The 20,883-nt window shown below is 68.8% G+C and carries 19 protein-coding genes; 16 read left to right on the plus strand and 3 right to left on the minus strand.

What is annotated here, in order from left to right:
• Window positions 1–177: 177 nt before the first annotated feature.
• The 6 genes from JOD67_RS21645 (at window position 178) to JOD67_RS21670 (ending at window position 6,391) form a co-directional block, all read left to right on the plus strand.
• Window positions 178–558 carry an OB-fold nucleic acid binding domain-containing protein gene (locus tag JOD67_RS21645; RefSeq protein ID WP_205119494.1) on the plus strand — a complete coding sequence of 127 codons (381 nt, stop codon included), beginning with the start codon at window positions 178–180 and terminating at the stop codon, window positions 556–558.
• A gap of 6 nt (window positions 559–564) precedes the next feature.
• Window positions 565–1,335, plus strand: coding sequence for a DUF3159 domain-containing protein (locus JOD67_RS21650; RefSeq protein WP_205119496.1), 771 nt, complete (start codon window positions 565–567; stop codon window positions 1,333–1,335).
• Between the two features lie 34 nt (window positions 1,336–1,369).
• Complete coding sequence (locus tag JOD67_RS21655) at window positions 1,370–1,819, plus strand: helix-turn-helix transcriptional regulator (RefSeq protein WP_205119498.1); 450 nt, start codon at window positions 1,370–1,372, stop codon at window positions 1,817–1,819.
• Between the two features lie 5 nt (window positions 1,820–1,824).
• Complete coding sequence (locus tag JOD67_RS21660) at window positions 1,825–2,235, plus strand: VOC family protein (RefSeq protein WP_205119500.1); 411 nt, start codon at window positions 1,825–1,827, stop codon at window positions 2,233–2,235.
• Between the two features lie 33 nt (window positions 2,236–2,268).
• On the plus strand, window positions 2,269–4,674 hold the full coding sequence (locus JOD67_RS21665; protein ID WP_205119502.1) for an ATP-binding cassette domain-containing protein: 2,406 nt from the start codon (window positions 2,269–2,271) through the stop codon (window positions 4,672–4,674).
• A gap of 463 nt (window positions 4,675–5,137) precedes the next feature.
• Window positions 5,138–6,391 carry an HNH endonuclease signature motif containing protein gene (locus JOD67_RS21670; RefSeq protein WP_205119504.1) on the plus strand — a complete coding sequence of 418 codons (1,254 nt, stop codon included), beginning with the start codon at window positions 5,138–5,140 and terminating at the stop codon, window positions 6,389–6,391.
• 102 nt (window positions 6,392–6,493) lie between these two features.
• Here the strand turns inward: JOD67_RS21670 and JOD67_RS21675 are convergent, their stop codons facing one another.
• Window positions 6,494–8,524, minus strand: coding sequence for an APC family permease (locus JOD67_RS21675; protein ID WP_205119506.1), 2,031 nt, complete (start codon window positions 8,522–8,524; stop codon window positions 6,494–6,496).
• A gap of 98 nt (window positions 8,525–8,622) precedes the next feature.
• Between JOD67_RS21675 and JOD67_RS21680 the strand changes: the two genes are divergently transcribed.
• The 3 genes from JOD67_RS21680 to JOD67_RS21690 are packed head-to-tail and all read left to right on the plus strand — an operon-like array spanning window position 8,623 to window position 10,966.
• Window positions 8,623–9,303: a potassium channel family protein gene (locus JOD67_RS21680; protein ID WP_372442341.1), complete on the plus strand. Its 681-nt coding sequence runs from the start codon at window positions 8,623–8,625 to the stop codon at window positions 9,301–9,303.
• Window positions 9,300–9,989: a potassium channel family protein gene (locus JOD67_RS21685; protein WP_205119510.1), complete on the plus strand. Its 690-nt coding sequence runs from the start codon at window positions 9,300–9,302 to the stop codon at window positions 9,987–9,989. The genes JOD67_RS21680 and JOD67_RS21685 overlap by 4 nt, the downstream gene beginning before the upstream one ends.
• Window positions 9,990–10,039: 50 nt before the next feature.
• Window positions 10,040–10,966 (plus strand): LLM class F420-dependent oxidoreductase, encoded by a 927-nt coding sequence (locus JOD67_RS21690; RefSeq protein WP_205119512.1) that lies wholly within the window; start codon window positions 10,040–10,042, stop codon window positions 10,964–10,966.
• A 76-nt stretch (window positions 10,967–11,042) separates the two neighbouring features.
• Here the strand turns inward: JOD67_RS21690 and JOD67_RS21695 are convergent, their stop codons facing one another.
• Entirely contained in the window at window positions 11,043–11,828 is a 786-nt protein-coding gene (locus JOD67_RS21695) for a phytanoyl-CoA dioxygenase family protein (protein ID WP_205119524.1), read from the minus strand.
• 108 nt (window positions 11,829–11,936) lie between these two features.
• On the opposite strand from JOD67_RS21695, the gene JOD67_RS21700 reads away from it, so the two are divergent.
• The 6 genes from JOD67_RS21700 (at window position 11,937) to JOD67_RS21725 (ending at window position 17,041) form a co-directional block, all read left to right on the plus strand.
• Window positions 11,937–12,482 carry a hypothetical protein gene (locus JOD67_RS21700; RefSeq protein ID WP_205119526.1) on the plus strand — a complete coding sequence of 182 codons (546 nt, stop codon included), beginning with the start codon at window positions 11,937–11,939 and terminating at the stop codon, window positions 12,480–12,482.
• An 86-nt stretch (window positions 12,483–12,568) separates the two neighbouring features.
• Complete coding sequence (locus JOD67_RS21705) at window positions 12,569–13,327, plus strand: YcnI family copper-binding membrane protein (RefSeq protein ID WP_205119528.1); 759 nt, start codon at window positions 12,569–12,571, stop codon at window positions 13,325–13,327.
• Window positions 13,327–13,935, plus strand: coding sequence for a copper resistance CopC family protein (locus JOD67_RS21710; protein WP_205119530.1), 609 nt, complete (start codon window positions 13,327–13,329; stop codon window positions 13,933–13,935). Before JOD67_RS21705 ends, JOD67_RS21710 begins: the two co-directional genes overlap by 1 nt.
• Window positions 13,925–15,943 (plus strand): bifunctional copper resistance protein CopD/cytochrome c oxidase assembly protein, encoded by a 2,019-nt coding sequence (locus tag JOD67_RS21715; RefSeq protein WP_205119532.1) that lies wholly within the window; start codon window positions 13,925–13,927, stop codon window positions 15,941–15,943. The genes JOD67_RS21710 and JOD67_RS21715 overlap by 11 nt, the downstream gene beginning before the upstream one ends.
• Before the next feature lie 84 nt (window positions 15,944–16,027).
• Entirely contained in the window at window positions 16,028–16,828 is an 801-nt protein-coding gene (locus JOD67_RS21720; protein WP_205119534.1) for a maleylpyruvate isomerase family mycothiol-dependent enzyme, read from the plus strand.
• A 51-nt stretch (window positions 16,829–16,879) separates the two neighbouring features.
• On the plus strand, window positions 16,880–17,041 hold the full coding sequence (locus JOD67_RS21725) for a hypothetical protein (RefSeq protein ID WP_205119536.1): 162 nt from the start codon (window positions 16,880–16,882) through the stop codon (window positions 17,039–17,041).
• 9 nt (window positions 17,042–17,050) lie between these two features.
• Here JOD67_RS21725 and JOD67_RS21730 read toward each other — a convergent pair whose 3' ends face one another.
• Complete coding sequence (locus JOD67_RS21730) at window positions 17,051–17,851, minus strand: SGNH/GDSL hydrolase family protein (protein WP_205119538.1); 801 nt, start codon at window positions 17,849–17,851, stop codon at window positions 17,051–17,053.
• 233 nt (window positions 17,852–18,084) lie between these two features.
• Here JOD67_RS21730 and JOD67_RS21735 point away from each other — a divergent pair, with 233 nt between their 5' ends.
• Complete coding sequence (locus tag JOD67_RS21735; protein ID WP_205119539.1) at window positions 18,085–20,868, plus strand: aconitate hydratase; 2,784 nt, start codon at window positions 18,085–18,087, stop codon at window positions 20,866–20,868.
• Window positions 20,869–20,883 lie beyond the last annotated feature (15 nt).

Genomic DNA, 20,883 nt, shown 5'->3' on the forward strand with positions numbered 1-20,883 from the left:
CCGGCGACGGCAAATGATCATGTTTACATGATCATTTGCCGCTCTACGTGGGATACACGCCGCGTAATGCACCCGCTCGCCAGGTAAAGCGGCGTCGGTGACCATCCGCCAGCACCGCCGACTTACCCAACAGGTCCTAGGCGAGTTTCTGTCGTCAGACCCACGTATGCTGCCGCCATGAAGACCGAGCGGGAAGGCCTGTTCAAGCGGGCTCTGAACCGGCTCACCTCCAGTTCCGAGGCGCTGGAGGCCGAGGAGCTGCAGGAGGACGTCCGGGAGTCCGGCGTCGACCCGATCCGCAGCTGTGCCGACCGGCAGCGAGTGAAGCTGCGTGGCACGCTGCGTACGGTGACGCTGCAGCCACGGGCCGGCTCGCCCGCGCTGGAGGCCGAGCTGTACGACGGCTCCGGCACGGTCACGCTGGTCTGGCTCGGCCGGCGCCGCATCATCGGCGTCGAGCCCGGCCGCGGCATCGTCGTCTCGGGCCGGGTCGGGATCCAGGACGACCGCCGTGTCATGTACAACCCGCGCTACGAGCTGAAGCCGATGGGGGAGTAGTCACCCGTGACAGATGCCAACAGTGGTCCGCCCACGACCGAGCAGACCACTGCGGACACCGAGGGGGACAACACTCCACCCAAGGCTGACGAGAGCAAGGACGGCGAGGACTTCTCGCTGCTGAAGGCGTTCGGCGGCTGGGGCGGCCTGCTCGACGCCGGGCTGCCGGGTATCGCGTTCGTCGCCTCGTACACGCTGCTCGACCACAACCTCAAGCTCGCGATCATCTTCGCGGTCTCGCTCGGCGTCGTGCTCGCGGTCGTCCGGCTGATCCGCAAGGACCCGCTGCAGAACATCATCGGCGGCTTCGTCGGCATCGGCATCGCTGCCTGGATCGCGCACAAGACCGGTGAAGCGCGCAACTTCTACCTGCCGGGGCTGTTCATCAACGCCGGGTACGCGGCGGGCTACCTGCTCGCCAACCTGGTCCGCTGGCCGCTGATCGGCATCGCGGTCGGCTTCGCCGCCGGCTGGGGCACCGAGTGGCGCAAGGACCCGCTGCTGATGCGGGCGTTCCTACGTACGGGCTGGATCTGGGTCGCGTACTTCCTGCTCAAGCTCGCCGTCCAGCTGCCGCTCTACCTCACCGACCAGCTCGTCGCCCTCGGCGTCGTCCGCGTCGCCGGCGGCTGGCCGTTGCTGCTGGTCGTGCTGTACCTGAACTACGTCGTGGTGAAGGCGTCGGTGCCGAAGGAGACGTTCGCCAAGTTCAAGGCGGGCGCCGAGGCGCTGGCCGAGAAGCGCAAGCCCGGCAGTGGCGGCGGCACCAACCCCTAGGGCCAAAGCCGCGCGATATGGCACGATCGTGGGCGTGACGAGCAAAGCCGCCGACGAACAGCGCCTGAAGGATCTGGTGCTGCTGCGACGCGTCCGCGACCGGATCGACCGGGAGTACGCGCAGCCGCTCGACGTCGAGGCGCTCGCCCGCGGCGTGAACCTGTCCGCCGGCCACCTCAGCCGGGAGTTCCGGCGCGCGTACGGCGAGTCGCCGTACTCCTACCTGATGACCCGCCGGATCGAACGAGCGATGGCGCTGCTGCGGCGCGGCGACCTGAGCGTCACCGAGGTCTGCTTCGAGGTCGGCTGCCAGTCGCTGGGCACGTTCAGCACCCGCTTCACCGAGCTCGTGGGCGTGCCGCCGAGCGTCTACCGCGAGGAGAACGCGCCCGCGTCGCCGGAGCTGCTGGCGTGCATCTCGAAAAAGGTCACCAGGCCGATCAGGAATCGAGAAGCACAGGTCAAGAAGTCCCAACTAGCCTGACCTGCATGGACATCAAGATTGCGTACGCGTTCCTCCCGCAGACCGATCCCGACGCCACGCTCGCCTTCTACCGCGACGTGCTCGGCTGGGAGGTCCGCAACGACGTCGGCTACAAGGGCCTGCGCTGGCTCACGATGGGACCGCCCGACCAGCCCGAGACCGCGGTCGTGCTCTACCCGCCGTCCGCCGAGCCCGGCATCACCGAGGACGAGCGCAAGACGATCCTCGAGCTGATCGCCAAGGGCAACTACGGTGCGCTCACGCTCGCCACCAGCGACCTCGACGGCGTCTTCGACAAGCTGCAGGCCAGCGGCGCCGACGTCGTGCAGGAGCCGACCGACCAGCCGTACGGGGTGCGCGACTGCGCCTTCCGCGACCCCAGCGGCAACCTCCTCCGCATCAACGCCCAGAGCTGACGCCGCACGCGCACGTACCCCAAGGAGAACACCATGGCCGCCAAGCCCACCCGGACGACGAAGAAGGCCGCGTCCGCGTCGACGACCCACCTCGCCGACAGCCACGACCTGATCCGCGTCCTCGGCGCCCGCGAGAACAACCTCAAGGACGTCAGCATCGAGATCCCCAAGCGCAGGTTGACGGTCTTCACCGGCGTGTCCGGCTCGGGCAAGAGCTCATTGGTGTTCGACACGATCGCCGCGGACTCGCAGCGGCTGATCAACGAGACGTACAGCGCGTTCGTCCAGGGCTTCATGCCCAACCTCGCCCGCCCTGACGTCGACGTGCTCGACGGGCTGACGACCGCGATCGTCGTCGGGCAGGACCGGATCGGCTCGAACCCGCGGTCGACCGTCGGCACCGTGACCGACGCGCTCGCGATGCTGCGGCTGCTGTACAGCCGGCTGGCCAAGCCGTACATCGGCGGGCCGACCGCGTTCTCGTTCAACGTCCCGACCCGCACGGCGAGCGGGATCATGACCAGCGACAAGGGCGGTGGCGAGAAGCGCGTCGCGCGCAACGTCGTCTACCAGGGCGGCATGTGCGCCAGGTGTGAGGGCTTCGGCTCGACGAACGACTTCGACCTCACCGCGCTGTACGACGACAGCAAGTCGCTGAACGAGGGCGCGCTGACGATCCCCGGCTACAGCATGGAGGGCTGGTACGGCCGCATCTACCGCGGCGCGGGCTACTTCGACCCGGACAAGCCGATCCGCAAGTACAACAAGCGCGAGCTGCACGACCTGCTCTACAAAGAGGCGACCAAGATCAAGGTCGAGGGGACCAACCTGACCTACCTCGGGCTGATCCCGCAGATCCAGAAGTCCTACCTGTCCAAGGACAAGGAGGCGATGCAGCCGCACATCCGCGCGTTCGTGGACCGGGCGGTGACGTTCCAGACCTGCCCCGACTGCGACGGCACCCGGCTGAACGAGGCAGCGCGCGGCTCGAAGGTCAAGGGCAAGAGCATCGCCGACCTGTGCTCGATGCAGATCTCCGACCTGGCCGCGTGGGTCGGCGCGCTCAAGCAGCCGTCGATGGCGCCGCTGATCGGCGCGCTGGGCGCGAACCTCGACTCGTTCGTGGAGCTCGGACTCGGCTACCTCAGCCTCGAACGCCCGTCCGGCACGCTGTCCGGCGGTGAGGCGCAGCGGATCAAGCTGCTCCGGCACCTCGGGTCGTCGCTGACCGACGTCACGTACGTGTTCGACGAGCCCACGACGGGCCTGCACCCGCACGACGTGCAGCAGATGAACGACCTGCTGATCCGGCTGCGGGACAAGGGCAACACCGTTCTCGTCGTGGAGCACGAGCCGGAGACGATCGAGATCGCCGACCACATCGTCGACCTCGGACCTGGTGCTGGAACGGCCGGCGGTGAGGTCGTCTTCGAGGGGACCGTTGACAAGCTGCGGACCAGCGGCACGATCACCGGCCGGCACCTCGACGACCGTGCCGGGCTGAAGGAGTCACTGCGTACGTCCACCGGTGCGCTCGAGATCCGCGGCGCCGACGCGCACAACCTGCGGAACGTCGACGTCGACGTTCCGCTCGGCGTTCTGGTCGTTGTGACCGGCGTGGCGGGCTCGGGTAAGAGCTCGCTGATCCACGGCTCGCTGGGCAAGCTCGACGACGTGGTGACCGTCGACCAGGGCGCGATCAAGGGGTCGCGGCGCAGCAACCCGGCGACGTACACCGGGCTGCTCGACCCGATCCGCAAGGCGTTCGCCAAGGAGAACGGCGTGAAGCCGGCGCTGTTCTCGGCCAACTCCGAGGGCGCCTGCCCGACCTGCAACGGCGCCGGGGTGATCTACACCGAGCTGGGCTTCATGGAGACGGTGTCGACTACGTGCGAGGACTGCGGCGGCAAGCGGTTCGACGCCTCGGTGTTGGAGTACAAGCTCGGCGGCAAGGACATCTCTGAGGTGCTGGCGATGTCGGTGAACGACGCGGAGGAGTTCTTCGCCTCCGGCCCCGCGAAGACGCCCGCGGCGCACGCGATCCTGGCGCGGCTGGTCGACGTGGGGCTGGGCTACCTGGGCATCGGGCAGCCGCTCACGACGCTGTCCGGCGGCGAACGGCAGCGGTTGAAGCTCGCGGTGAACATGGCCGAGAAGGGCGGCGTCTACATCCTCGACGAGCCGACCACCGGCCTGCACCTCGCGGACGTCGAGCACCTGTTGGCGCTGCTGGACCGGCTCGTGGACTCGGGCAAGTCGGTGATCGTGATCGAGCATCACCAGTCGGTGATGGCGCACGCGGACTGGATCATCGACCTGGGTCCGGGGGCTGGTCATGACGGCGGGACGGTGGTTTTTGAAGGGACGCCTGCTGAGTTGGTGGCGGCGCGGTCGAAGACGGTGACGGGCGAGCATTTGGCTGAGTACGTGGGCGGCTGACCCGTCTGGTTGTGGGGTGACCCGCGAGTCGATTGTTTGCTTCGCCAGGCCGTTTCTCTCGACCGTCACTCCCATCCTCTTCACCTTCGCCCCGCGGGGGCGTGCTGTTGCTTTTCCCTGCTGTGCTTGGGTGATGGAGCTGGGCGGGCTGTGGCGGCGGTCGATTGTGGTGGCCGGTCCGGGGCGCGTCAAGGGCGCCTCTCTGGGGCGCTTCGCGCAGTTGGAGAGAGGCGTCGCTTCGCGACCGCTTTGCGGCCCTTGACTCGCCCCGGCCCGGCCACCAGATTTTCACGCGCCGCCCCCGCCCCCGGAACAGTTCCCCGGGACAGGCCTGCCTGCGCCTTGGGTTTGTTGCCGTGCTTGGGTTGCTTGTGGAGCCCCCGGTCTCTTGTGGTGGCGATGATGTCGGGGATTTCCCTTGCTGGGTTGGGCATTAGCCAGATTCGGCTGGTAGAATTGTGCTATGGAATCGACCACCTGCTCGAACACCACCGGTACCGCCGATGGTGCTTCGGCGTGGTCGATGTCCGACGCCGACCTCGCCACCGCACTCCTCGACAACGCCACCCAGCTGAACCAACTTCAAGGCCAGCAGCTCGAGCTCATCCGCGAAGCCGACGCCCGCAACCTCGCCGTCACCGCGGGCGCGGCGAACACCGCGCAATGGGTCGCCGGCAAGCTCCGAGTCCCGACGGCCGAGGCGGGTGCGATGGTGAAGCTGGCCTCTCATCTCGACGCCGAGTTGCCGGCGACCGCGCAGGCGCTTGCGCGCGGCGAGATTTCTCTTCCACAGGTGCGGGTGATCTCGCGGGTGGTGCAGATGCTGCCCTCCCACATCGCCACCCCGGAGCTGCGCTCGGAGGTGGAGGCGACCCTGCTGAAGAATGCCGCCATCTTCGACCCCAAAGTCTTGTCGAAGGTCGGGAACAGGCTCTTGGAGACCGTCGCTCCGGACCTTGCTGACCAGGTCCTGGAGTTGAAGCTCAAACAAGAAGAAGCCAGCGCCGAACGGGACCGGTTCCTCCGCATGTCCTTCGACGAGACGTCAGGGACATGGCGGGTCACCGCCCGGCTCCCCAAACTCGTCGGGGAACGACTCAAACTGGTCCTCGACCCGCTCGCCGCACCCCAGCCCGGACCCGACGGACGTGACACCCGGTTCCCCGAACAGCGCAATGTGGATGCTTTGGATGAGGCCTGCCGCCGGTTGTTGGCCGAGCGGTTGGTGCCCTCTCACGGTGGGAACCCGACCCAGTTGGTGGTAACCCTCACGAACACGGGTGGGCGGACCCTGCACACCGGGATCGAACTGTCCCGCAAACTCGTCGACCAGCTCATGTGCGAAGCGGACCTCACCTACTTGGTGAAGCCCGAGGACCAGCCCGGTCGGGTCAGTCTTCTGACCGATGCCCAGCAGCGACTCTTTCAAGGCAAGCTGCGCCGGTTGCTCGAGCTTCGTGATGGCGGGTGTGCGTTCCCCGGGTGTGATCGGCCCCCTGGTTGGTGTCACGCCCATCACGTGGTTCCCTGGAGCAAGGGCGGACCCACTACTCGGGACAACGGGGTTCTGCTCTGCGGGTATCACCACCGCCTGATCCATCAAGGTACGTGGCAGGTCCGCATCGCACGAGACGGATTACCCGAGTTCTTACTCCCCGACTGGATCGACCCCCAGCGACGACCACTCCGCAACCACCGCCTCACCCCGGCCGCCTAACCATGGCCGGGGCCGGCGGAGCGCGCCGCCCGCCTGTGGTCACCTCACCCGGCTGGGACGTTCACCGCGCTCCTGCACTGGCGTGGCGTCCGGAGGGGATCCTTATTTGCGAGGACCGCGAAGTTTGGCCACGGGGCGGTTGGCGAGACGACGGTCACCGTTGTCTCGCTCCTGCCGCCGCTTGGCGATCTCCGAGGACTGCAGTTGGTACGGGACGCTGGTCACCATCACGTTCGGCGTGAACAGCAGCCGCCCCTTCAGCCGCAGCGCGCTCTGGTTGTGCAGCACCTGCTCCCACCATCGGCCGACGACGTACTCGGGGATGTAGACCATCACCACGTCGCGCGGGCTGCCCCGCCGGATCGAGCGGACGTACTCGAGGATCGGCCGGGAGATCTCGCGGTACGGCGACGCCAGCACCTTCAGCGGCACCGGCACCCCGCGCCGGTCCCACTCGTCCACCAGCCGCCGCGTCTCCTCGGGTTCGACGTCGACCGTGACGGCCTCGAGCACGTTCGGCCGCGCTGCCCGCGCGAACGCCAGCGCCCGCAGCGCCGGCCGGTGCAGCTTGGACACCAGGACCACCGAGTGCACCCGAGAGGGCAGCGTGAACTCCTCACCCTCCTCGACCGCGATCTCGGCAGCGACCCGGTCGTAGTGCCGCCGGATGCCGCGCATTAGCAGGAACAGCCCGACCATCGCCGCGATCGCGATCCACGCGCCGTGGATGAACTTCGTGATCAGCACCACGATCAGGACCGTGCTGGTGGTGGCGAGGCCGACCGAGTTGATGATCCGGCTGCGCTGCATGTGCCGCCGCTTGGCACCGTCCTGCTCGGTGCGCAGCAGCCTGGTCCAGTGCCGGATCATGCCGGTCTGGCTGATCGTGAACGAGACGAACACCCCGACGATGTACAGCTGGATCAGCCGCGTCACCTCGGCGTTGAACGCGACGATCAGCAGAATCGCGAAGCCCGCAAGGAGAAAGATGCCGTTGGAGAACGCGAGCCGGTCGCCTCGGGTGTGCAGCTGTCGGGGCAGGTAACCGTCCCGGGCCAGGATCGAGCCGAGGACGGGGAAGCCGTTGAACGCGGTGTTCGCTGCCAGCACGAGGATCAGTCCGGTCACCGCGGCGACGATGAAGAAGCCGATGGGGAAGTGGTCGAAGATCCCCTGCGACAGCTGGCTGATCACCGGCGCCTGGTGGTACTCCTCGCCGACCGGCGTGCCGTCCGGCCGGATCAGCTGGGTCGCCGGATCCTCGGCCATTCTGACGCCCATGATGTTGCCCAGCACGTTGATCGCGAGGCCCATGGCGACCGCGATCGTGCCGAGCAGGAGCAGCGTGGTGGCGGCGTTCTTGCCCTTCGGCTTGCGGAACGCGGGTACGCCGTTGCTGATCGCCTCGACGCCGGTGAGCGCCGCGCAGCCGGAGGCGAACGTACGTAAGATCAGGAACCCCGCGAGCAGCCCTGTGAAGCCCTGCTCGTACTGGGCTTCCGGCGCCACCTGCAGTTCGGCGGTCTCGGCCGCCGGCAGGTCGCCGAAGAAGTACCGGATGAACCCCCAGGCGGCCATGCCGAGGATCGCGAACATGAACAGGTACGTCGGAACGGCGAACGCGACGCCGGACTCCTTGATGCCGCGCAGGTTCACGGTCATCACGAGGAGCGTGGCGACGACCGCGATCGTGGTCTCGTGCCCGCGCAGGGGTCCGATCGCGGTGGCGACGTACTGGGCGGCGGACGAGATCGACACCGCCACGGTGAGGACGTAGTCGACGAGCAGCGCGCTGGCGACGGTGAGCCCGGCCGACTTGCCCAGGTTGACGGTCGCGACCTCGTAGTCGCCGCCACCGGACTGGTAGGCCTGCACGTTCTGCCGGTACGAGGCGACCACGACCAGCATGACGAAGCCGACCGCGATGCCGATCTTCCAGGAGAACGCGTACGCGGCCATGCCGGCGAACGAGAGCGTGATGAAGATTTCGTCCGGCGCGTACGCCACGGAGGAGAGCGCGTCGCTGGCGAAGACCGGAAGTGCGACCCGCTTCGGCAACAGCGTCTCGTGCAGCTGGGTGCTGCGGAGCTTGCGGCCGACGAGCAGCCGCTTGCCGAGATCTGCGAGCTTCACAGGGGATGAGCCTAACCGGGTCCGGGCTCTCTTCTGGCCTGCGGTGTAGCGTTTCGACCTGATCGAGCACCGCGACTTGTCGACTGTCGACAACGGAGATGAAAGTAGGCGCCGTGCACGTCGTGATCATGGGGTGCGGCCGGGTCGGGTCGACGCTGGCCCGCAGCCTCGAGGACCGCGGCCACAGCATCGCGATCGTCGACCAGCTCCCCGACGCCTTCCGCCGGCTGGGGCCGGGCTTCGCCGGACGTACGGTCACCGGCATGGGTTTCGACCGCGACGTCCTGATCGAGGCGGGCATCGAGGATGCTGGCGGGTTCGCCGCCGTGTCGAGCGGTGACAACTCCAACGTGATCTCCGCCCGCATCGCGCGGGAGATCTTCAAGATCGACAACGTGGTCGCGCGCATCTACGACCCCGGCCGGGCGGCGGTCTACCAACGGCTCGGCATCCCGACCGTGGCGACGGTCACCTGGACGGCCGACCAGATCATCCGCCGGCTGCTGCCGGAGGGGTCGGAGCCGGAGTGGCGGGACCCGACCGGGACCATCCGACTCGCCGAGATCCACGTCGACCCGGGCTGGATCGGTTGGCGCGTACGGGACCTGGGCAAGACCTCCGGTGCGCGGGTCGCGTTCCTGACCCGGATGGGCGACGGGATCCTGCCGCAGCCGGACACCGTGATCCAGGACGGTGACCTCGTCCACGTGGTCATGCGCGAGGACAGCATCGAGTACGTCGAGCGGGTCTTCAACTCTCCGCCGGAGGAGCAGCCGTGAGGGTCGTCATCGCCGGCGCGGGAGCCGTTGGCCGGTCGGTCGCCAGCGAGCTGTTGGAGAACGGCCACGAGGTGCTGTTGGTCGATCGCGATCCGAAGGCGATCAAGGCCGAGGCCGTACCCGACGCGTCCTGGTTGCTCGCGGACGCGTGTGAGCTGTCCTCGTTGGAAGAGGCGCAGCTGAACCGCTGCCAGGTGGTGATCGCGGCGAGCGGCGACGACAAGGTCAACCTGGTCGTGTCGTTGCTGGCGAAGACCGAGTTCGGCGTACCGCGTGTGGTGGCACGGGTGAACCACCCGAAGAACGAGTGGATGTTCAACGAGTCCTGGGGTGTCGACGTCGCGGTCTCGACGCCGCGCATCATGGCGGCGCTGGTCGAGGAGGCGGTGGCGGTCGGCGATCTCGTCCGGCTGTTCACGTTCCAGCAGGGCGACGCGAACCTCGTCGAGCTGACGTTGCCGGAGGACTCGCCGTCGATCGGCAAGCGGGTGCAGGACGTGTCGTGGCCGGCCGACGTGAGCCTGGTGACGATCGTCCGCGAAGGCAGGGTGCTGGTGCCGACGGGGGAGACCCCGCTGGAGGGCCACGACGAGCTGCTGTTCGTCTCGATACCCGAGCGCGAACACGAGCTCCAGGAGTTGCTCTGCCCGCACGACCAGGCGAAGACCCAGCCCGCGTCCCGGTAAGCCGTACCGGCGGCGTCGGCCGTTGGGGCTGATCCGGCAGGATGCGCGGTATGGACTTGCGCATCTTCACCGAGCCCCAGGAAGGGGCCTCGTACGCGACGCTGCTCGCGATTGCCCAGAAGACCGAGGAGTGCGGCTTCGACGGGTTCTTCCGCTCCGACCACTACATCGCCTTCGGCGGCAGTGACGGGCTGCCGGGGCCGACGGACGCCTGGATCACGCTGGCCGGGATCGCGCGGGAGACGTCGCGGATCCGGCTCGGCACGTTGGTCAGCCCGGCCACGTTCCGGCTGCCCGGGCCGCTCGCCATCCAGGTCGCCCAGGTCGACGAGATGTCCGGCGGCCGGGTCGAGCTGGGCCTCGGGACCGGTTGGAACGCGCGCGAGCACGAGGCGTACGGGATCCCGTTCCCGGACAAGCGCTTCGGCCTGTTCGAGGAGCAGCTCGCGATCATCACCGGGCTGTGGGAGTCGCCGGTCGGCAAGCCGTTCAGCTACGCCGGCGAGCACTACCAGCTGGACTCCTCGCCCGGGCTGCCCAAGCCCGTACAGCAGCCGCGGCCCCCGATCATCATCGGCGGCACCGGCCCGAAGCGGACCCCGGCGCTGACGGCCCAGTACGCGCAGGAGTTCAACGTGGCGGCCGGCAGCCTCGAACGTGCCAAGCCCGCCTTCGACACCGTCCGTGCCGCGTGCGCCGAGGTGGGCCGCGACGCCGACGAGCTCGTCTACTCGGTCTGGATCACCACAGCCGCCGGCCGCGACGACGCCGAGGTCGCCCGCCGGGCCGCGGCGATCGGGCAGGACGTGCCGACGATGAAGCAGCACGGCCTCGCGGGCACGCCGGGAGAGATCGTCGACCGCCTCGGCCAGTACGCCGAGATCGGCGCCTCGCGCGTCTACCTGCAGATCATGGACCTGTCCGACCTCGAGCACCTCGAGTTCATCGCCTCCGACGTCATACCCCAGGTCTCCTGACCCCCGTGATCATGAACGTGATCATGAAGCCAAACTGTTCGCATACGCCGGTTCGCTTTCATGATCACGTTCATGATCACCCCGCCGCCGCCTGGGACTGCCGGAAGACCTCGGCGGCGGCGCGGTAGTTCTCCTTCAGGGCGGGGTCGGTCGAGGTGTGCTTGGCCCGGTAGACGAGCAGCAGGCCGCAGCGGGGGTGGTTCGTGGTGTTCGCCGTGCTCCAGTGCACGGTCTGACAGTGGTGGACCATCGCGTCCCCCGGCGACAGCACCGCCGTCGTCACCCGCGAGGCAGGGAACTCCTGGAGCTCGGCCATCACCATCGAGTTGCCCGGGATCCCGGACCCCTTGTGCGGCAGCAGCGTCCCCGTCGTTCCGCGGGCGTACTGCACCGACCCGTTCTCCGGCGTCGCCGCGTCCACCGCGATCCACACCGTGCACATGTCCGGAGGCGTCTGGCAGAAGTACGCGTTGTCCTGGTGCTGCGGCACTCCACTCCCATGCAGGGCAGGCTTGTTGAACGTCTCCGCCGCGGCCAGCTCCACCTCGCCACCCACCAGCGACGACACCGCCGAAACGATGGACGGGCGGTTGCCGAGCTCGGCGAAGAACGGCGAATGCACCTCCATCCGCCACAGGTTCCGCACTGACGTGCCGTCCGCCTCGAAGACCACGTCGCCAGCGGGCACGCCGGGGACGACGTCGCGCACGTACGAAGCGATCTCCTCCCGGACGGCCGCGACGTCCGATGCTGACAGCAACTGGGGGAGTCCGATTACCCCGTCGCGCCGGTACTCCTCCACCAACCGTGCCTCGACCACCGCGCACACCTCGCTCTCCCAGGGGACCACCACACGTTGCATGGCACACCGTTCCATGTCAACGGGCGACTACCCATACCGCCATGCCAACCCACCCATATCTCGGCGGTAGCAGTCCGAAGGCCCAGCGCAGCGCCTACACTCGCAGGCGTGACCGATCCGGGACGGGGAGTGCTGCGCATCCTGCGGGGTGCGTCGCTGGCCCTCGCCTGCACGCTCATCGCGGTCGGCGGTCACGTCCTGGGCGGCGGCGACGCCCCGCCCGCCGGTGCGCTGCTCGCAGTCGCCGCGCTCGGTGGCGCCGCGTTCGTCGTGCTCGCGAACCGGCAACGGACCTTCGGCCAGATCTTCGCCGCCGCGGCTGCCTCGCAGCTCGCGTTCCACGGCGCGTTCTCGCTGTCGTCCGGCGCGTACGGCCACCCGCTCCACGAGTCGATCGCCAGCCTGGCCGACCCGCCGATGCTGACCGGCCACCTGCTCGCCGCCGCGGCGGCCGCGGCCCTGGTCGCGTACGGCGAGCGCGCCGTCTGGGCGATCCACGAGCTCGGCCGGCTGATCCGCGTGCCCGAGCTGGCGGTCGTCCGCCCGACGGCCCCGCCGAACCTCAGGCCGGCCACCAGCCGGCACCACGAAAGCACCCGGGGGCTCCTGTTCGCCCGGACCAGACCTCGTCGCGGACCGCCCTGCGGTCGGTAACCACCCGACCGCCAGAGCAATCTCATCACCGCGCAGCTCCGAACCCACCCACGGAAGCCGCGCGTCCGCGTACGAAGGGTCTTCTCATGTTCTCCAGTTCCACCCGCCGGATCGCTGCCTTCGCGGCCGCGACCGTCGCCGGAGTGGTCGCCCTCGCCGGCACCGCCTCGGCCCACGTCACCGTCAACCCGCGCGAAGCCGACCAGGGCGGGTACGCCCGGCTCACGTTCCGCGTCCCGAACGAGTCCGAGACCGCTGGCACCGTGAAGGTCCAGGTCAAGTTCCCGCTCGACACCCCGCTCTCCTCGGTCCGTTACAAGCCGCACGCCGGCTGGAAGATCGACGTCGTCAAGTCCAAGCTGCCCAAGCCCGTGGCGGTGGGGGACTACGACCTCACCGAGGCGGTCAGCTCGATCACCTGGACGGCCGAGTCCGGCGTGCAGATCAAGCCGGGCGAGTTCGACGAGTTCGACGTGAGCGTCGGCCCGCTGCCCGAGTCGGAGTCGCTGGCGTTCCCGGCCGTTCAGACGTACTCCGACGGCAAGGTCGTCAACTGGAGCGATGCGGTGAAGGAAGGTGCCGAGGAGCCCGACCACCCGGCACCCACGCTCGCGCTGAACCCCGCCGACGCCGAGGGTGACGGCCATGGTCACGGGGCCGGCGCCGCGGCGACCGAGTCTCCCGTCCCCGCGACCGACCAGAAGCCGGTCGCCAACGACACCGACGTCGCGGCGAGCGACGGTACGGCCCGCGCGCTCGGTACCGCTGGCCTCGTGGTCGGCGTCGTCGGCCTGGCTCTAGCGGCGTACGCGTTCCTGACTACCCGCCGGAGGAACGCGGCCTGATGCGGGTGCTGCAACGGATCGTGGTGCTCATCGTCGCCGGCCTGGCCATGACGATGGGCGCCACGGCGCCTGCCTGGGCGCACAACGAGCTGGTCTCCACGACACCCGAGGACAAGGCGAACGTCGCGAGCGCGCCCACTGCGGTGACGCTCGAGTTCAACGACGTCGTCGGGAAGAGGTTCGGGTTCGTCTCCGTCACCGGTCCGGACGGCAAGCAGTGGAACGAGGGCGCGTTCCAGGTCGAGGGTTCGACCGTCACCCAGCCGCTGCGCACGCTCGAGCCGGCCGGTGCGTACACGGTCGCCTGGCGCGTCGTGTCGGCCGACGGGCACCCGATCTCGGGCACGTTCGCGTTCACGCTCACGGCCGCGGGTACGACGTCGGCCCCGCCGACGACAGCCCCACCGACGACAGCGCCGACGACCGAGCCCCCCTCCACGGAACCTTCGGCGGCGGCCTCGGTCGGGTCGTCCGCCCCGCCCTCCGACGGAAGCGCCTCGTGGCCGATGATGGCTGGTGGGCTCGTGCTCGGCGCGTTCGTGCTCGTCGGGCTCGTGGTCGGGATCCCCGCACTCCTGCGCAGGCGAAGGGAATCGAGTGTCAGCTGACGCACGCGACGGTGACCGTTCGACCACGGCGACGGCCTCCGGCCGGACCCTCATGGTGGTCGCGGCCGTCGTCCTCGGTGCGCTGCTCGTCCTCGTTCTGGCGCTGATCATCGGCGACGGCCGACCCAAGGCGTCGCCGGTCGGCGTCCCCGACCCCGGCCCGCTGACGGGCTGGGGTCTGCCGATCTCGCGGCTCGCCATGGACCTGTGCGCAATCGGCGCGCTCGGGTCGCTGCTCTACGCGGTCGTGCTCGCTCCGTCCCGCAAGGAGGAGCTCGAGGGTACAGCCGCGAAGGCGACGCGCGTCGCCGCGAACTTCGCCTGGGGCTGGCTCGCGGCGACGATTGTCCTGCTGCTGTTGACGGTTTCGGACTTCATGGCGGCGCCGATCGGGTCGACCGGCTTCACGACAGCGATCACCAGCGTGGTGGTCCAGACGTCCCAGGGTCGCGGCCTCGGGCTGGTCGCGATCCTCGTCCTGGTCGTCGCGTCGTCCGCGCGTGGCATCAAGACGTTGAACGGTGCCGGCCTGCTGCTCGTACTCGCGCTGGCCGCGCTGCTGCCGCCGGCACTGACCGGACACTCCGCCGACGCGGCCAACCACGACATCGCGACGTCCAGCCTGCTGGTGCACATCGTCGCGGCCACGGTCTGGGTCGGCGGCCTGCTCGCCGTGATCGTGTTCGCGCGCAAGGCGGCCGACGTGCTGCAGACCGCGGCGAAGCGGTTCAGCGCGCTGGCGCTGTGGTGCTTCATCGCGACCGGCGCGTCCGGCGTCGTGAACGCGTGGGTGCGGCTCGACGCGATCCCACAGCTGTGGGAGAGCCGGTACGGCTGGCTCGTCATCGGCAAGTCGCTCGCGCTGATCGGCCTTGGTGCGTTCGGGTTCTGGCACCGGCGGCGGACGCTCGTCGACCTCGAAGCGGCCAAGGCGGGGGCGTTCCGCCGGCTCGCGGTGGTCGAGGTCGCCGTGATGGCAGGCGCGGTGGCACTGGCCGTCGCGTTGGCCCGTACGCCGACGCCGGTGCCGGAGGAACGGTCGATCAGCTGGTCGCCCGGCGAGGCGATCATCGGGCGCGACCTGCCGCCGGTGACGTTCGACCGGATCCTCACGCTGTGGCGTCTCGACATCGTCGTGCTGGGGATCGCTGCGACCGTATTGGTGCTGTACTTCGTCGGAGTCGTGCGGTTGGTGCGGCGCGGCGACAAGTGGCCAGTCGGCCGGTCGATCGCGTTGGTGGCTGCCGTTCTGCTCGGGACCGTCGTGCTGACGGGCGGGGTCGCGACGTACGCGCCGGCTCTGTTCAGCGCGCACATGGTGCAGCACATGACGTTGACGATGCTGGTGCCGATCCTGCTCGCGATGTCGGCGCCGATCACCCTTGCGCTGCGGGCACTTCCGCCGTCGGGGCGGTCGGGTGGGCGCGGTCCGCGGGAGTGGATCCTCGTCCTGCTGCACAGCCGGGTCGCGCGCGTGCTGACCCATCCCGTGGTCGCGCTGTCGCTGTACATCCTCACGTTGTACGGCTTCTACTTCTCGCCGCTGTTCGAGACCGCGATGAGGTCGCACGCGGCGCACCTGGTGATGCACGCACACTTCCTGCTGGTGGGGTCGCTGTACTTCTGGCCGATCATCGGCCTCGACCCGATGCCGCGGAGGCTGCCTCCGCTGGGCCGGATGCTGATGCTGTTCGCGTCGATCCCGTTCCACGCGTTCTTCGGCGTGATCGTGATGTCGAGCAGCACTTTGATCGGCGGCGACTGGTACCGCGCGCTCGCGCTGCCGTGGGCCAACCCGGTCGCCGACCAGAACCTCGGCGGCGGCATCGCCTGGGCGGCGGCGGAGATCCCGACGCTGATCGTGTTGGGCGTGGTGTTCTTCCAGTGGCTGCGTTCGGACGAACGTGCCGCCGCCCGCGCCGACCGCCACGGTGCCGCCGACCTCGCGGCGTACAACGCTCGCCTCGCCGCGATCGCCGAGCACGACCGGCGCGCGGCGAACGGCTGAGCGGTCGACGCTCGACGGCACCGATGAGTTCTCCCGGCGCACGGAGTCAGGCACAGCACAACGAACCGACCGAAAGGCACCTCCATGACTGAGCTGAATGCGGACCTCGCCCGGCGCGCGATCGTCGATCACACCCGGCGGCTGGCGGAGTCGGCCGCCGCGGCCGGACCCGACGCGCACGTACCGACAGCCCCGGAGTGGACCATCACCGAACTCGTCAAGCACGTGGGCGAGACCCAGCACTGGGGCGCGGAGATCGTCGAGCGGCGCATCACCGACCCCACCCAGCTGCCCACCGAGATGGCCGTGTTCCCCGCCGACCCCGGCGAGTGGCAGGCGTGGCTGGCGGAGTCCGCGCAGCGGGTCGCGAGCGCGTTCTCCGACGAGGCGCTCGAAGCGCCTGTGTTCAACGCCGCGGGGGACGAACGGACCGGGGGCAGGTTCTGGCTGACCAGCCAGCTCAACGAGGCGGTCGTCCACGGCTTCGACGCGGAGAACGCGGCGGGTCGACCGGCTGACGTCGACGGCGACGTCGCCGCCGCGCTCATCAGCAACCACCTCGCGATGCTCACCTCGCCCACATGGGAGCTGCTGCGGTCCACGTCCGCCCACGCCATCCGGGGCACCGGGCAGACCCTGCAGTGGGTGGCCACCGACACCACGGACGGCGAGGGCGCCTGGGTCGTCGAACGGAAGCCGGACGGGGCGACGTGGCAGCACGGAACCCAGCAGGCCGACGTGACGGTGACCGGCCCGGCAGGGTCGCTGTTGCTGACCCTGACCCGACGACTCGCCCTCACCGACGAAGCCACCAAGCTCAGCGTCGAAGGCGACGTCGACCTCGCCCAGCACTGGCTCGACAACACCGGCCACGACAGCGACTGACCGGCTGCTACCGGCTAGCTAAACAAGTTTGACTACCAGTGGCGCGACGAGGTGCGACGCGGCTGGGACGACGCCGGCGACCTCGAGCAGTGGGGACCGGTCGGTGAGGTGCTGGGGCTGTGGCAGCACACCGCCGAGACTCGGGCGGAATGGACGCGTCGGCTGATCGACCGCCTGGAGGGCGGCGCGTACGTCATGGCCGACGAGCGCTGACGTGGCCGCTCAGCCGCAGACGCCGGTGTTGCTCCACGGCCAGTAGCCCGTGGGCCACTTGTTCGGCGCGAGGTCGCGTTCGAGCGTGTTGTACCAAACGAACGACAGCTTCGCGTAGCCGCAGTCGCTGGGGTGGACGTGGTCGGAGAAGTCCTTCCGCTCCGTGCCGACGATGTGCTGCGGCACCAGGTGGACCAGCTTGCCCTTGCTGCGAACGACCTTGACCACGCCGTCGTTGTAAGCCTTGACGCGCGCCTTGTTCGCCGGGTCGCGGTACTGCGGGATCGTCGCGACGAAGATGTGCGCGGTCGGCCTCGCGGCGCGGATCTTGTCGATGAGCTTGGACATCCGGGCGGGCGCGTTCTTGAGGTCGTATCGCTGGGCGATGTCGTTGGTGCCAGCCATCAGCAGCACGATCTGCGGCTTGTACTTGTTGACCCAGGCGGGCACGTTCGCCGACAGCTGGTCGATCCGGTACCCGCTGTGCCCCTCGTGGTTGTTGTCGCCCATCGTGCCCTTGCCGTTGCACTTCCACTTGTCCCACTTCGGGCGCGGGCAGCTGCCGACGAAGTTGACGTTCATGCCGACCTTGCGCAGGCGGACCCAGAGATCCTTGCGGTAGCCGTCGATCACGACCGCCTTGCCGTTCTTGATCTGGTAGCCCCAGGTGAGCGAGTCGCCGAGCGGCATCACGTTCACGAACGGCTTCGGCTTCGCCGCTGCCTGCTCCCGCTCCGGCATCGCCGCCGCGGTCGCCGGCATGGCGAGCACCAGTGCGGCAAGCGCCGCGATGACCCCCGTGCGTTTCATGACTCTCCCTCTCGCTGTGGTGGTTGGACCCTTCCTGGAGGGGCGTTCTCTGTCAACGAGGACACACGCGACCTGTGGATAACCGACCAACGGCAGGCGTGGTAGGTCGATATGATGTATCTTGATGTCGAGATACATCATATCGAGCCAAGTTAGGGAACCCTGACCCGCGTGCCGAGCAGCGTCGTGGGCAGGATGAACGCAGTCGCGACGTGGGCGAGGGAGACATCGATATGGCAAGCATCGACAGCTTCGGGGCCAAGGCGCAGCTCGAGGTCGGTGACCAGACGTACGACATCTACCGGCTCGACAAGGTCGAGGGCGCCGACAAGCTTCCGTACAGCCTCAAGATCCTGCTGGAGAACCTCCTCCGCACTGAGGACGGCTCCAACATCACCGCCGACGACATCCGGGCGCTGGCCGGCTGGGAGGCGAAAGCCGAACCCAGCAAGGAGATCCAGTTCAGTCCCGCCCGCGTCATCATGCAGGACTTCACCGGCGTCCCCGCCGTTGTCGACCTCGCCACGATGCGCGAGGCCGTACGCGACCTGAACGGCGACCCGGCCAAGATCAACCCGCTCAGCCCGGCCGAGCTCGTCATCGACCACTCCGTGATCGCCGACGTGTTCGGTACGCCGGACTCGTTCGAGCGCAACGTCGAGATCGAGTACGAGCGCAACAAGGAGCGCTACCAGTTCCTCCGCTGGGGCCAGAGCGCGTTCGCCGACTTCAAGGTCGTCCCGCCCGGCACCGGCATCGTCCACCAGGTCAACATCGAGCACCTCGCCCGCGTCGTCTTCGAGCGCGACGGCGTCGCGTACCCCGACACCTGCGTCGGCACCGACAGTCACACCACGATGGTGAACGGGCTCGGCGTCGTCGGCTGGGGCGTCGGCGGCATCGAGGCCGAGGCCGCGATGCTCGGCCAGCCCGTCAGCATGCTGATCCCGCGGGTCGTCGGCTTCAAGCTGCACGGCGAGCTCCCCGAGGGCACCACGGCCACCGACCTCGTCCTCACGATCACCGAGATGCTGCGCAGGCATGGCGTCGTCGGCAAGTTCGTCGAGTTCTACGGCCCCGGCGTCGCCGCCGTGCCGCTCGCGAACCGCGCGACGATCGGCAACATGTCGCCGGAGTACGGGTCGACGATCGCGGTCTTCCCGATCGACGACGAGACAGTCCGCTACCTGCGCATGACCGGCCGCCCCGAGCAGCAGGTCGCGCTGGTCGAGGCGTACGCGAGGACGCAGGGCCTCTGGCACGACGCGAGCACCGAGCCGGAGTACTCCGAGACCATCGAGCTCGACCTGTCCACGGTCGTCCCGAGCATCGCCGGGCCGAAGCGCCCGCAGGACCGGGTCAGCCTCACCGACGCCAAGTCCGCGTTCCGCGGCGTGCTCGGCGACTACGTCGACGCCGAGAAGGTGGAGCCGAAGGGGTACGACGAGGCCTCCGCCGAGTCGTTCCCGGCGAGCGACTCGCCCGCCTACCACGGCGACAACGGCGCGGCCGCTCCCGCCGACTACGCCTCGGCTGCCGCCGGCGCCAACGGCAGGCCCAGCTCGCCCACCCGCATCAAGCTGTCCGACGGCACCGAGTGCGAGGTCGACCACGGTGCCGTCGTCATCGCGGCGATCACGTCGTGTACGAACACGTCCAACCCCTCGGTGATGATCGGCGCCGCGCTGCTCGCGAAGAAGGCCGTCGAGAAGGGCCTGAACCGCAAGCCCTGGGTGAAGACGACGCTCGCGCCGGGCTCGAAGGTCGTCATGGACTACTACGAGCGTGCCGGCCTCACGCCGTACCTGGACAAGCTCGGCTTCAACCTGGTCGGGTACGGCTGCACCACCTGCATCGGCAACTCCGGCCCGCTGATCACCGAGGTCAGCCAGGCCGTGAACGACAGCGACCTCGCGGTCGTCTCGGTGCTGTCCGGCAATCGCAACTTCGAGGGCCGGATCAACCCCGACGTCAAGATGAACTACCTCGCGTCGCCGCCGCTCGTCGTCGCGTACGCGCTCGCCGGGTCGATGGACCTCGACCTCTACAACGAGCCGCTGGGCAAGGACACCGACGGCAACGACGTGTTCCTCAAGGACATCTGGCCCTCCGCGCAGGAGATCGAGGAGGTCGTCGACAGCGCGATCGCTTCGGAGATGTTCACCCGCGACTACGCCGACGTTTTCGCCGGCGACGAGCGCTGGCAGCAGATGGACACGCCCGAGGGCAACGTGTTCGCGTGGGACGATGCGTCGACGTACGTCCGCAAACCCCCTTATTTCGAAGGGATGCCGGCCACGCCGGAGCCCGTCTCGGACATCGCGGGCGCGCGCGTGCTGGCGAAGCTCGGCGACTCGGTCACCACCGACCACATCTCGCCGGCCGGCTCGATCAAGAAGGACAGCCCGGCGGGCGCATACCTCCTCGAGCACGGCGTCGAGGCGCGCGACTTCAACTCCTACGGGTCGCGCCGCGGCAACCACGAGGTGATGATCCGCGGCACGTTCGCGAACATCCGGCTGCGCAACCAGCTCGCGCCGGGCACCGAGGGCGGCTTCACTCGCGACTTCACCAACGGCGGCGAGGTGTCGTCGATCTACGACGCTTCGGTCAACTACGCCGAAGCCGGCACACCGCTGGTGATCCTGTCGGGCAAGGAGTACGGCTCCGGCTCGTCTCGCGACTGGGCGGCGAAGGGCACGGCGCTGCTCGGTGTCAAGGCGGTGTTGGCAGAGTCGTACGAGCGCATCCACCGTTCCAACCTGATCGGCATGGGCGTGCTGCCGCTGCAGTACCCGGAGGGCCAGAACGCCGAGTCGCTCGGGCTAACAGGCGAGGAGACGTTCTCGATCACCGGGGTCGAGGAGCTCAACGACGGCACGACGCCGCGCGAGGTGACGGTGCGCGCCGACGACAAGGAGTTCCGCGCGGTCGTCCGCATCGACACCCCGGGCGAGGCGGACTACTTCCGCCACGGCGGCATCATGCAGTACGTGCTGCGCTCGCTGCTCGCCTAGGTTTCGCCGAACGGG

This window comes from Tenggerimyces flavus (assembly GCF_016907715.1).
Classification (GTDB): domain Bacteria; phylum Actinomycetota; class Actinomycetes; order Propionibacteriales; family Actinopolymorphaceae; genus Tenggerimyces; species Tenggerimyces flavus.